At 37.1% G+C, this 13,315-nt stretch carries 11 protein-coding genes; 3 read left to right on the top strand and 8 right to left on the bottom strand.

Annotation, left to right across the window (positions count from 1 at the left end; genetic code table 11):
* Positions 1 to 14: 14 nt before the first annotated feature.
* Entirely contained in the window at positions 15 to 1,850 is a 1,836-nt protein-coding gene (lepA, locus tag IGJ93_RS05835) for a translation elongation factor 4 (RefSeq protein WP_071868438.1), read from the bottom strand.
* A gap of 147 nt (positions 1,851 to 1,997) precedes the next feature.
* Between lepA and IGJ93_RS05830 the strand changes: the two genes are divergently transcribed.
* From IGJ93_RS05830 to IGJ93_RS05820, 3 genes are read left to right on the top strand one after another with little or no spacing between them, the layout of a single operon-like run.
* Entirely contained in the window at positions 1,998 to 3,218 is a 1,221-nt protein-coding gene (locus IGJ93_RS05830; RefSeq protein ID WP_067481808.1) for a GNAT family N-acetyltransferase, read from the top strand.
* A gap of 26 nt (positions 3,219 to 3,244) precedes the next feature.
* Positions 3,245 to 3,736: a nucleoside 2-deoxyribosyltransferase gene (locus IGJ93_RS05825; RefSeq protein WP_071868439.1), complete on the top strand. Its 492-nt coding sequence runs from the start codon at positions 3,245 to 3,247 to the stop codon at positions 3,734 to 3,736.
* Positions 3,733 to 4,404: a hypothetical protein gene (locus IGJ93_RS05820; RefSeq protein ID WP_430597030.1), complete on the top strand. Its 672-nt coding sequence runs from the start codon at positions 3,733 to 3,735 to the stop codon at positions 4,402 to 4,404. The genes IGJ93_RS05825 and IGJ93_RS05820 overlap by 4 nt, the downstream gene beginning before the upstream one ends.
* 77 nt (positions 4,405 to 4,481) lie before the next feature.
* Here IGJ93_RS05820 and clpB read toward each other — a convergent pair whose 3' ends face one another.
* The 7 genes from clpB to IGJ93_RS05785 form a co-directional block, all read right to left on the bottom strand.
* Positions 4,482 to 7,091 carry an ATP-dependent chaperone ClpB gene (clpB, locus tag IGJ93_RS05815; protein WP_071868441.1) on the bottom strand — a complete coding sequence of 870 codons (2,610 nt, stop codon included), beginning with the start codon at positions 7,089 to 7,091 and terminating at the stop codon, positions 4,482 to 4,484.
* Positions 7,092 to 7,263: 172 nt separating this feature from the next.
* Positions 7,264 to 8,322 (bottom strand): lysylphosphatidylglycerol synthase transmembrane domain-containing protein, encoded by a 1,059-nt coding sequence (locus IGJ93_RS05810; RefSeq protein WP_271027372.1) that lies wholly within the window; start codon positions 8,320 to 8,322, stop codon positions 7,264 to 7,266.
* Between the two features lie 10 nt (positions 8,323 to 8,332).
* Complete coding sequence (locus tag IGJ93_RS05805; RefSeq protein WP_067481798.1) at positions 8,333 to 8,605, bottom strand: DUF1294 domain-containing protein; 273 nt, start codon at positions 8,603 to 8,605, stop codon at positions 8,333 to 8,335.
* 61 nt (positions 8,606 to 8,666) lie between these two features.
* The gene (locus tag IGJ93_RS05800; protein WP_071868443.1) at positions 8,667 to 9,563 is read right to left on the bottom strand and encodes a diacylglycerol/lipid kinase family protein; all 897 of its coding nucleotides are present in this window, start codon (positions 9,561 to 9,563) and stop codon (positions 8,667 to 8,669) included.
* Between the two features lie 197 nt (positions 9,564 to 9,760).
* Complete coding sequence (pepT, locus tag IGJ93_RS05795; protein ID WP_430597029.1) at positions 9,761 to 10,999, bottom strand: peptidase T; 1,239 nt, start codon at positions 10,997 to 10,999, stop codon at positions 9,761 to 9,763.
* 15 nt (positions 11,000 to 11,014) lie between these two features.
* A complete protein-coding gene (locus IGJ93_RS05790) occupies positions 11,015 to 12,136 on the bottom strand; it encodes a Nif3-like dinuclear metal center hexameric protein (protein WP_270660303.1) in 1,122 nt (373 codons plus the stop codon).
* On the bottom strand, positions 12,133 to 12,834 hold the full coding sequence (locus tag IGJ93_RS05785) for a tRNA (adenine(22)-N(1))-methyltransferase (protein ID WP_285700207.1): 702 nt from the start codon (positions 12,832 to 12,834) through the stop codon (positions 12,133 to 12,135). Before IGJ93_RS05785 ends, IGJ93_RS05790 begins: the two co-directional genes overlap by 4 nt.
* Positions 12,835 to 13,315: the final 481 nt, after the last annotated feature.

Here is a 13,315-nt window from a genome sequence, read left to right as displayed (position 1 = left end):
GGCTAGACCCTTTGCTATTTCTTCGGCTCATCCTCATCCATTTTCAGAACAGCCATGAACGCTTCCTGAGGGACTTCGACACTACCGATTTGTTTCATTCGTTTCTTACCTTCTTTTTGTTTTTCAAGAAGCTTACGCTTACGAGAAACATCCCCACCGTAACATTTTGCTAAGACGTTTTTACGCAAAGCTTTAATGTCCGAACGAGCCACGATTTTTTGGCCAATTGCAGCCTGGATTGGGACTTCGAATTGTTGTCTTGGAATCAGTTTTTTCAGCTTTTCAACGATTGCTTTTCCACGTTCGTAGGCAAAGTCACGATGGACGATAAAGCCAAGTGCATCGACTTTCTCACCATTTAATAAGATGTCCATTTTCACTAGCTTGCTCTTTTGATAACCTGACATTTCATAATCAAGAGAGGCATAACCTTTCGTACTTGATTTTAATTTATCAAAGAAATCAAACACGATTTCAGACAATGGAATGTTATAAACAACATTCACACGATAATCATCTAGATAATCCATTGTAATAAATTCACCACGTTTGCGTTGCGACAATTCCATAACTGCGCCAACAAACTCATTAGGAACCATGATTTGTGCTTTTACAAAAGGTTCTTCAACATCTTGAATAGTGACAGGTTCTGGAAAGTCAGCCGGATTATCTACAACAATCGTTGAACCGTCTGTCTTGTTCACATGATAAATTACAGATGGCGCCGTTGTAATTAATTCTAAATTAAATTCACGTTCCAATCGTTCTTGCACTACATCCATGTGCAGCAATCCTAAAAAGCCGCAACGGAATCCAAAGCCAAGTGCTTGTGACGTTTCTGGCTCGAATTGTAACGCAGCATCGTTTAATTGCAGTTTTTCCAATGCTTCACGTAAATCATTATAACGAGAAGTTTCTATCGGGTACAAACCACAATAAACCATTGGATTCATTTTACGATAACCTGGAAGAGCTTCCTCAGCTGGATTGTCAGCAAGTGTAACGGTATCCCCAACACGCGTATCTTGCACAGTCTTGATGCTGGCAGTAATGTAACCTACATCGCCGACCATCAAATAATCTCTGGCAACTGCTTTCGGTGAAAAGACACCAACTTCTGTTACATCAAAAGTTTTCCCATTACTCATCATTTGAATTTTATCACCAGGTTTTACTACTCCGTCAGTGATCCGAACATTTAGAACGACACCACGATAACTGTCGTAAACAGAGTCAAAAATCAATGCTTTCAGCGGTGCTTCTAAGTTACCAGTCGGTGCAGGAACGTATGCTACGATTTGTTCAAGAATATCTTCAATCCCAATTCCAGCTTTCGCGCTAGCTAGTACAGCTTCACTGGCATCAATTCCGATTACATCTTCGATTTCTTTACGCACGCGTTCTGGATCTGCCGCAGGTAAATCAATTTTATTGATAACTGGTAAAATTTCCAAATCGTTGTCTAAAGCTAAATAAACATTGGCTAATGTTTGTGCTTCAATCCCTTGCGCTGCATCCACGACCAACACTGCCCCTTCACAGGCAGCCAAGCTTCGTGAAACTTCATAGGTGAAGTCGACGTGTCCCGGTGTGTCGATTAAATGGAAAATATATGTTTCTCCATTTTTTGCTGTATAGTTTAATTCAACTGCATTAAGTTTTATCGTGATACCACGTTCACGTTCGAGATCCATTGAGTCTAACAGCTGATCTTGCATTTCACGAGACGTCACAGTGTGCGTCATTTCTAAAATACGATCGGCCAACGTTGATTTTCCATGGTCGATGTGAGCAATAATCGAGAAATTACGAATTTGCTCTTGGCGGTGCTTCATTTTATTTATATCCATAGCGTCTCCTCTTTTCATTTAATCAGCACTTTCCATTATACCAACGAAATACAGGAATTTAAAGCCTTTTTCATTAGTGACCGTTTAGAAGTTTTTTTTCCTAAGTTTTGTTATACTTAAATCAATCAAATAAATGGAGATGAAAGAATGGATCAAAAAGATTTCAGAGAAAATCTTGAGTTAAAATCAGTTACGGAGGAAAACGTAGATCAATTTAACGAATTGTTGTCCTATGTTTTTCAAGTAACAGAGTCTGATATTGAGGAAAGTGGATTTGAAAGTAAACGAGAATTCATCAAATCAAAACGCCCTATCTTAGAACTATCCGAAGTATTTGGTTGGTTCTATGATAACCAATTGATTTCACAAATCGCTATCTACCCTTGTGAAGTCAACATTCATGGTACGCCTTATTTAATGGGTGGTGTCACAGGAGTCGGTACTTATCCAGAGTATGCGAACCACGGTTTAATGCAAGACTTGATTGTCGTTGCTTTAGATAATATGAGAAAAAAGAAACAATGGATTTCTTATCTTTACCCTTATAATATTCCGTATTATCGTCGTAAAGGTTGGGAAATCATGTCAGATAAACTTTCCTTTAAAATACGTGATACACAATTGCCTAAACAAGTTCCCGTTAACGGAATGGTTGAACGCTTACCAGTGGATCACGAAGATGTTTATGCTGTCTATGAAAAATTTGCACGTCAAAATCATGGCGCACTTTTTCGCAGTGGTTTTCACTGGGAAGAATATTGGCGCTTTGAAAATGAAGAAGAACGAACGGCTGCTGTCTACTATGGAGCCAATCAAGAACCACTTGGTGTCTTGTTCTATTGGGTTGCAGAAGAAGTATTTCATGTAAAAGAAATGTTTTATTTGAATCAAGAAGCACGCAACGGTCTATGGAATTTCATTTCTGCACATTTCTCTATGATTTATTGGGTAAAAGGTGACATTTATAAAAATGAACCACTGGCTTTCTTACTTGAAGACAGCCAAATTACGGAACAAATCGAACCTTACTTTATGGCAAGAATCGTTGATGTCAAAGAATTTTTACAAAAATTTCCTTTTGCTAGCACAGCAAAACCATTTCATTTCGTTTTGACAGATCCGATTGCACCTTGGAATAACGGCGTCTTTGGTTTGATTTGGGATGAAGAAGATCAAGTACAAATTCTTAATGAACCAATTGGTGAAGCTGTTTACTTGGATATCCAAACTTTGACTTGTTTGATGATGAATTATCGCCGAGCTGCGTACCTTTCTCGAATCGAACGAATCATAACTGATAAAGAAACTTTACGGTCACTTGAGCGAATCATTCCAGATACAGAAGCTTACTTTAGTGACTATTTCTAAAATATAAAATAAAGGATGAATACACAATGAACATTTATTTTGCTGGACCTATGTTCGCTAAAAGCGACCTTTTATATAACGCTAATCTTGTTGCTCAAATTCGTGAGATTTCACCAAAAATTACTGTTTATTTACCACAAGAAAATGAAGCAATCAATGACAAAATAGCTTACGCAGACAGTCAAATGATTGCATTGGCAGACACCGAAAAAGTCTTGGAAAGCCAATTAATGGTTGCTTTACTCGATGGATTAACGATTGATGCTGGAGTGGCATCTGAAATTGGTGTTGCTTATGCAAAAGGAATCCCTGTGATTGGTTTATACACAGATACTCGTCAACAAGGTGGAACACACCCTAAAAAAATTGCTGCTTTACAAGAAGTTGCAGAAAACCAATTTCATTATCTAAATCTTTATACTGTTGGGTTGATCAAATTGAATGGTGAAGTGGTCGCTTCAGAAACCGAATTATTGAAAAAAATTGAAGAATATTTATCTGAGGGGGCATCTCAATGATTATTAATGAGTTAAAAAAAGTACAAACTGCCCTACTGGCTTTTGGGGTATTTGTTGTTGGCTACAATATTTTTGAATTTGTTACGCAAAAATATTCTACTACGCAAGGAATCATATTTATCGTCGAGTCCTTAGCTGGTATCGTTTTGATTTTCTTACCACAAATTATTTTCAAACTATTTAAAATAAGAATTCCTGCTGCTATTGTTTTGTTTTATTGGTTTTTCCTTTTCATTTCTGTCTTTTTAGGAACAGGGTTACACTTGATTAGTATCATTCCTTTTTGGGACAAGATTCTTCATGCAGTTAGTCCAATGGTTCTGACAGCGTTAGGTTATGGTTTGATTGGTTATTTAATGAAAGATGCGCCGATTGAAAAAACCAGTCCTTGGTTATTTTTATTATTTGGTTTTGCTTTTGCTGGAACGTGTGGCGTTTTTTGGGAATTCTGGGAGTTCCTTTGCGATCAATTTTTAGGAATGAATTTACAAAGATTTGCAGCTTCAAATGGAACTTTATTTATTGGTCGAGCTGCGCTGATGGACACAATGGGTGATTTGTTTACGAATACAATGGGTGCCTTGTTCATGGGAATCTTTGCTTGGACGAACAGCCGAAAAAATTTGGCTTACTTCAAAAGTTATCGTTTAGAAAAAGCGAAGAAATAAATACTAACTTGCTTATTTGCACTGATACCATTAAAAAACACTTCAATCGAAATGATTGAAGTGTTTTTTTCATTCATTTATTCTTCTTCTGGCAATTCTTCTGTTGAAAATTGGAGTTTCCCAGCAAGAAAATCAATCGTAACTTTTGATTTTGGTAAAACATGACCTGCAACGATTTCTTTTGCTAAAGGTGTTTCCACTTCTTTCGTAATAAAACGTTTCAATGGACGTGCCCCGTAAGCTGGCTCGTAGGCAGTTTCTGCAATCCAAGTTCTTGCTGCTTCGCTGATTTCTAATTGAATCTCTTGATGTTCTAAACGACGAGCTAATTGAGCAACCATCTTGTTAACGATTCCCTTAACATTTTCCAAACTCAATGGTGTAAATAAAATCGTATCGTCAATTCTGTTCAAGAATTCTGGTTTAAAGTTTCCACGCAAAATGGTACGTACTTGTTCTTCCACTGCTTCTGGAATTGTTCCTTCTGCTGTTACACCTTCTAACAATAATTGTGAGCCAATGTTACTTGTCATAATCAACACAGTATTTTTAAAGTCGACCACTCGTCCTTTGGAATCTGTCAAGCGCCCATCATCTAACACTTGTAATAAAATATTAAAGACATCTGGGTGTGCTTTTTCGATTTCATCAAGTAAAACAATCGTATATGGATTGCGGCGAACAGCTTCAGTTAATTGACCGCCTTCTTCATAACCAACATAGCCTGGAGGAGCTCCAACTAACCGTGATACTGAATGTTTCTCCATGTATTCACTCATGTCAATTCGAACCATATGATCTTCAGAATCAAATAAGTTTTCTGCCAATGCTTTAGCTAACTCAGTCTTCCCTACCCCAGTTGGACCTAAGAATAAGAATGAGCCAAGTGGACGATTTGGATCTTGCAATCCAGCACGCGAACGAATAACTGCATCGCTTACGGCATCAACTGCTTCATCTTGCCCAATAACACGTTTATGCAATGTTTCATTTAGCTTGATTAGTTTTTCGCGTTCCCCTTCAACTAACTTAGTTACTGGAATACCTGTCAATCGACCGACAACTTGAGCAATTTCATTTTCAGTCACAGATTCTTGAACCATTTTGATATCATCATTTTTTGCTTTTGCTTCTAATTCTTTTAATTCTTTTTCTAGTTGAGGAATCGTTCCATGACGTAAGACAGCTGCACGTTCTAAATCATAATTATTTTCCGCATCTTCTAACTCATGTTTGGCTTTGTCGATTTCCGCACGCTTCGTTGAAACAGTATTGACTTCTTCTTTTTCTGTTTCCCATTGCATCTTCATTGCATTTGCTTCTTCACGTAAATCAGCTAGTTCTTCTTGTAGATTTTTCAAACGCTTTTTACTTGCATCATCTGATTCTTTTTTCAATGCTGCCTCTTCGATTTCTAATTGCATTAATCGACGAGTCACTTGGTCAAGTTCCGTAGGCATCGAATTCATTTCGACACGAATCGTAGCACTTGCTTCATCAATCAAATCGATTGCTTTATCTGGTAGAAAACGATCTGTTATATAACGATCTGATAAAGTAGCAGCTGCAACTAAAGCATTATCATGGATATTGACCCCATGGTGAATTTCAAATCGTTCTTTCAATCCACGTAAAATACTAATGGTATCTTCAACAGTTGGTTCCTTAACCAGTACTTTTTGGAAACGACGTTCCAAAGCTTTATCTTTTTCCATATATTGACGATATTCATCCAAAGTTGTTGCACCAATCAAATGCAATTCGCCACGAGCAAGCATTGGTTTTAGTAAATTTCCAGCATCCATACTGCCTTCTGTTTTTCCAGCACCCACGATATTATGGATTTCATCAATAAATAGGATAATTCTGCCTTCACTTTTTGTTACTTCTTTCAAAACAGCTTTCAATCGTTCTTCAAACTCACCACGGAATTTTGCACCCGCAATCAATGCCCCCATATCTAATGAAAAAATAGTTTTATCTTTCAAGTTTTCTGGAACATCTTTGCGAACGATTCGCTGTGCTAATCCTTCGACAATCGCTGTTTTACCAACCCCAGGTTCCCCAATCAAAACAGGATTATTCTTTGTTTTTCGTGAAAGAATTCGAACGACATCTCGAATTTCTTCATCACGTCCAATAATCGGATCCATTTTGCCACTACGGACTTGTTGCACTAAGTCAACACCGTATTTTTCTAATGCTTTGTATTGTTCTTCTTGATTTTTTGAGGTCACTTTTTCCCCTCCTCGCATATCTTCAATATTTTTTCGAAGTTCTTTTTCTGTAATTCCTTGTTTAACTAAATAAGTTGTTAAAGGATAATGTTTTAATTTCATCAATGCTAGGATAACGATTTCTGTTGATAAAAATTCATCTCCAAAGATTTCTTTTAATTGGTCTGCTTCATTTAACAAGCTAAATAAATTTTGGCTTAAATTTTGACCATACTGAATATTTCCACCTGAAACACTTGGATATTCATCTAGTAATCGGTCAACTTCGCGTTCAAATTGATCAACATCAACTCCCGCGTCCGTATAGAAATTTCGTCCAAAATGACTTGGTTGTAAAAAAATTTTCCAAAGATGCGCAATATCAATTTCTTGATGTTTTCGCGTCACAGCAACTTGCTGCGCTTCTGCAATCGCTTCTTGAAGCGTAGTTGTCATTTTTTCAATATTCATATAAACTACCTCCTATATTGAAAGTTCAAGGATGATTGTTTCTTACCCATCAATCCTACAAGAAACATTATACTCTTTTGGTCAACATTGGTCAAAAAATAAACTCTGACATTCAAAAAAAAAAATCTAAAAGTAAAAGAACAATTACTTCTGTTCTTCACTTCTAGATTTTTTACATTTCTTCTCGGCTAGACTCGCTGACTTTTTCTCGTCTAACTTCACTGATTTCTTTTTTGATAACTGCACGTCGTTCAACAAGGACATAGAACATGCCATAAATAAATGGTAAGACAAATGAACTAAAGCGATACAATAATAACGAAGATACCGCATCAACTGTTCCGACAAGTGGGCGGAACAATAACAAATAGACAAATTCAAAAGAACCGATACCACCTGGAGTCGGCAACACCCCCGCTAAAACCACAGCAAAACTAACAAAAGAAAAAGTTAGTAAGAAGTCCACTGATGGGTGATTCTCAACTAAAGTCAGATAAGGAATGATGTACCAGAAGAGTAGCTTGACTAAATTCCAAAAATAAATCCAGCCCAGTGCTGTTCGATCTTTTACGATTGTCTGCACTGTTTCGCGTAACGAATAAATTTGGATATTCCAATTATCAACTAGTGCTCGTGTCTTGTTTCGTTTACACAGTCGATTAGCTATTTTTACAAATAATACTTGAACATTGATACTCATTGATAAAACTAACAAGGCACTCACAATAACAATTGTTAAAATGATCCCTGCTAAAATAAAAGGAATCATTTTTGGCGCTTTTGTATAAAACAATGAAAACTGAATCAGTAAACCAATTATCGCGTACGTAATTACCGCCATCTTGTACATAATCATGTGTAAAGCTGTTACCCCTACGCCTTGCGAAAACCTCATTCCTTTTTTGTTATAAAAGTAGACTTCAGAAATCAGGGTTCCTGTACCAAAAGAAACAATTCGATAAAATGCAACGTAGCAGGAAGTCCAAAAGCCATCCTTTGTTGAAAACTCTGGAGCAAAAGGTTTCGCAATTTCTTTAATGGAACGGCCTTCCGCGATCTGGTAAATCGTTCCCAGCAAAAGAACACCAAGCAATACAACAAGACTTGTTGATAATAATTCTGCTAAAATATCCGCTAAAGAATGCTGAATCAAATAGTAAATGATACCGAGAATCAACAAGAATAATAGCAAGTTTAAAAATAATTTCGTTTTTGTTCGTTTATTCGACATCCGTTACTCCTTAATGGAAAAAATAAATCAAAATCACATCAACAATCACGCCGACAGTAAAGCCAATCGTGAATTTTTTCTTTAATGTCTTGTGGTGAAAAACTTTGCGAGCAATCAATCCACCTAGACCACCGCCAAGCAGGCTAACAAAAATCAAATTGCTCTCAGGAACGCGCCATGCACCAACTCTTGCTTGGTGTTTATCATAGCCCATCAGACAAAACAAATACAAATTAACAATAATCAAATAGAACCATAAAGGGTTGTGTATCAAAACTTCCATCTTTTCTCCTTTTCAAATCGTACTTTTTAAGATTACCCTAAACTACTATTGAATGTAAAGACTATTTATTTTTTGGTACATAAACAACCAACCCTTTTGGTATTACTGTCATTTTAATTGGTAGATTATCTGTCGTTTCTCCATCTGTTCGAGTGCCCACTTTCTTTTCACTGGCCAGTCGCAATTCACTTGTTGTATAGTAATCAATTCCCGGAACAGTATAAAATTTTCCTCGTAGAATACGAGGTAAGTAAAAGACGTAAGAAAAGAAGTTCAATTTTGGAATGATTGTTACATGGAATTTCCCATCATCAGGACTTGCTAAATCATCAAAATTTGTATACCCACCTACTGAGTTCGTCATGGTAACAGTTAGTAGCTGAGCTTTTTGCTCCCACTTTTTATCATCCGTTTGAATCGTTAAACGATAGCGACGTTTTTGCACGACCAGTTTAATGAATCGTTTAGCAAATGCCCAAGGCCCAAATTTTTGCTTTTCTTCTTGGCTCACACGCATTGCTGTATCAGCCAGTAACCCAACCGTTAACGTTGAAATAATGACTGAATCATTGACTGTTCCATAATCTATGGCTTTCGTCTGTGCAGTTAAAATGACATCTGCTGCTGCCTTTTTTTCTAAAGGAATTTCCAATACGCGAGCAAGATTGTTTACCGTGCCTCCTGGCAACAAACCAATGTGATAATTTTCAATCGTCTTTTGAAAGGCTTTAACGATATGATGAATCGTTCCATCGCCGCCAATGATAATCAACGTATCTGCATCAAAAGATTCAGCTTTTTCAATCAGCGTTTCATCACGAATTTCAGGTCCTGTTTGAGTTAATTGAATCTCTAAGTCTGGTTGCTTATTCTTCGCATATTGTTGAAACCATTTAGCCAACTTCTCTCCTTCATCTTTTCCTGAACTTTTGTTATAAAATACTAGTAGTTTTTTCATAGTTATCGCCACCTTCTACCCTATTTTACTTTTTTTTGCCAAAAATGAAAAAAATTGAGATCATTGTTTTGATTTTTATTAAAAAATTGAAAGAAAGTGTCCGCAACAAACACGTATAAAAAAGTTGGGGCAAATGATTTACTCACTTGCCCCAACTTTTTAGGTTTACTTTGATAAATTCAATTCACATCATCAAATTACTTTTTATCTTTCGCATTCAACTCAGCAATTTTTACAATCACATCAGTTGCTTTTTCCATTACTTGCAACGAAACAAATTCAAAGCGCCCGTGCATGTTTTCGCCACCAGCAAAAATGTTTGGTGTTGGAATACCCATATAAGAAATTTTTGAGCCATCTGTTCCACCACGAACGGGTTCAATCACAGGTTTGATGTCTAGATCAAGCATTGCTTGTTTAGCTAGTTCAACAATGCTCATATCTTTTTCGATGATTTCTTTCATATTGTAATATTGATCAAACATGTCAACCTTGATTCGTTCTTGGTCAAATGCTTGATTCATTTTTTCTTGGATACTTGAAATCAACGCTTTACGTGCTTCAAATTTTTCACGATTGTGATCGCGAATAATATAACTCATTGTGGCTTCTTCTGGGTTACCTGTTAATGTCATTAAATGGAAGAAACCTTCATATCCTTCTGTTTTTTCAGGAACTTCATCTGCAGGAAGCCGGTTGTGAAAATCAATAGCTAATTGTAACGCATTAATCATTGTATCTTTCGCTGTTCCAGGGTGAACATTTTTCCCAAGAATCGTTAAATTGGCTTGCGCTGCGCTAAATGTTTCATACTGCAACTCACCTAGTGGGCCTCCGTCAATTGTATAAGCAAAGTCCACATTAAATTGGTCAACATCAAACTTGTCTGCACCGACACCAATTTCTTCGTCAGGACCAAACGCCACTTTGATTTCACCATGTGGAATCGTTGGATTTTTAAGCAAGATTTCCATTGCAGTCATGATTTCGGCAATTCCTGCTTTGTCATCTGCACCAAGTAATGTACTACCATCTGTTGTAATGAGTGTTTGTCCTTCATAATTTTTCAAGTTAGGAAAATCTTTGGTATTCAACGTGTATCGTCCTGCTTCGTCCAAAACAATTGTTGATTCACCATCATAATTTTCAATGATTTGTGGATTAACACCAACTGCATTGAAATCTGCTGTGTCCATATGGGAAATAAAGCCTATTGAACGAACAGGATAGTCTACATTACTTGGTAAAGTTCCCATTACAAATCCATTTTCCTCATTGTAAAAAACATCAGATAATCCTAGTTCTTCTAATTCTTTTTTGAGCTCTTGCGCAAAAGCGATTTGTGTAGCTGTTGAAGGTGTCGTTGTGCTTGTCGCATCTGAGCGTGTTTCAGTTTTCACATATTTTAAAAAACGTGGTAAAAGATTTTCATACATAATATCTGCCCCTTTTTAATGAAATTGGAATGGATTGGTATTCGTTTCAGAAACAAAAAAATCAAGATCCCATTGTTCTTCTTGTTTCCAAGATTCAAACTTTTCAACAAATTTTTCTTTGCATAATGACTCGATATAATGACCAGGATCAATCGCAATCAGACCTGCGCTTTGCATGTCTTGTGCTGTATGATAATAGAGATCACCTGTAATGTAAACATCTGCGCCTTGCTTCAACGCAGAAGGATAAAACTTTTCACCACTTCCACCGCAAATCGCAATTCGTTGAACTCTTGGCTCAGTTAGTTGTGACGGTACAACCACACGTAAGTCATCGACTTGAAGTGCTATTTTGACTTTTTCAATGAATGTTGTTAGGTCTAACTGTTTTGGCAATGTTCCGACACGTCCTAATCCAAAACTTTGTGCTGGTGCATCAATCGAAAACAAATCATAAGCGATTTCTTCGTATGGATGATTCTCTCTCATTACTTGAAGAATAGTTTTCTCTATTGTTTCTGGAAAAACCACTTCCACTTTTGCTTCTTGCACTTTTTCTGCTTTACCAGACGTTCCAATCGCTGGATGCGCTTGTTGGGAAGGAGTAAAACGACCTTGCCCCACGGAGGTAAAACTTGCGCCTGAATACTCACCTAGTTGGCCTGCGTCTGCATTTGCAAGCGCTTCACGCATGATTGTCGCATCCTCAACAGGTAAATAAACTGCTAATTTTTTATACCCTACTTCATGTGTTTTCACTAAATAGTTCTCGACTTGAACACCTAGTCGCTCACAAAACCAGTCATTTAACCCGTCCCAGATAATATCCATATTTGTATGTGCAGCGTAAACAGCAATATCATGTTTCAATAAATCTGTATACATTTTTTCTTGCGGTTCATCCGTAGTCAACTGCTTTATTGGACGAAAAATCGGTGGATGCTTGGCAATCAGTAAGTCGATTTTTTTAGCAATTGCTTCTTCGACTACTTCAGGACGAACATCTAACGTCATCATGACTCTTTGAATTGGTTTATTCAATGTGCCGATTTGTAGCCCGACTGGATCTCCTTCTTCTGCGAGCCATTGTGGACAATACTGTTCAAAGCGATTAATGAACGTTTGTGCATTAATCATCCTAACACCTCCTGAATCTGTTTGATTTCAGTTTCAAATTTTTGTTGGCGTTCGCTGATTTTATCTCCTTTATTTGCTTCAATCATTTGCTGAACGATTGCTTCGCGCTGTGCAAGCTCTCTTTGCCATTTTACTTGGAAAATCTCACTCTTCATTTGTCGTAAAATAGGTCCAAACATCAAATCTTCTGGAGAATAAATTACTGGACTAGTAGCTTTTTCCGCTACAATAATCTCGTAGATTTTTTTATTTTCTTCCAAAATAACTTCTTCAATAATCTGATATTGGTTTTCTTGTAACCAGACACGAAGCGTGCGCTCACCAATATTTGGTTGAAGGATCAAGCGTTCTTTTTGATTTAGGCGTGTTTTCCCTGCTTCTAAAATATCACGAATCAATGCGCCGCCCATGCCAGCAATCGTGATAGCATTAATTTCATCTGATGGTTCAATTGCTGCCAAACCATTCGCCAAACGAACAACAATGCGCTCTTCCAAGCCATCTTTTCTCACTTGTTTTTGTGCGGACTCAAATGGACCTTTCACCACTTCACCAGCAACTGCAAACTCAATTTTTCCTTTTAACATCAAAGCAACCGGTAAATAGGCGTGATCTGAGCCAATATCCGCTAAACGAGCTTTTGCAGGGACAAACTCTCCTACAGTAGCTAGGCGTTGCGACAACTCTAAATGGTTCATAACTTCACTCCTTTTCCAATCATTATAGCATTTCCTCTATAAAATAAGGAGAGAGATGTGACAGAAAATCCTTTTTTCCACCAGACCAACCCGATTACTTCTAGATAAAATGAATGTAAATAAATGGTAATGTGGCATCACCTAAAACAAAACCAACAATAATTACCAGCAAATAGGTTTTCATTGGACGAAAACACTGAGTGATTCCTCTTTAGATCGCGTTTTGCGTGTTAAGAAGATTGCTAGTTTTTTGGCTCTTAGCTATTTCCTCTTGGTGGTATCGTCTTCCTTGAAAGTGATAGATCAATTCACCAAGAACCAGACTGTAAATTGATTTTTCTACATACCTAACTTCAAATTTTTTGTTCCGAATTCCTAAATAAGATAAATAACCAGAAAGAATTAGAAAAAAAGAGTAAACTGTGGCAGGAGCATTTTCCATTGCTAGATCTAACGTTAGACTAATTTAGCTGCATCTACG

It is taken from the genome of Enterococcus sp. DIV0174 (assembly GCF_050529065.1).
Classification (GTDB): domain Bacteria; phylum Bacillota; class Bacilli; order Lactobacillales; family Enterococcaceae; genus Enterococcus_B; species Enterococcus_B thailandicus.
The sequence above is the reverse complement of the archived record's forward strand: the minus strand, read 5'-3'. Positions and strand labels throughout refer to the sequence as shown.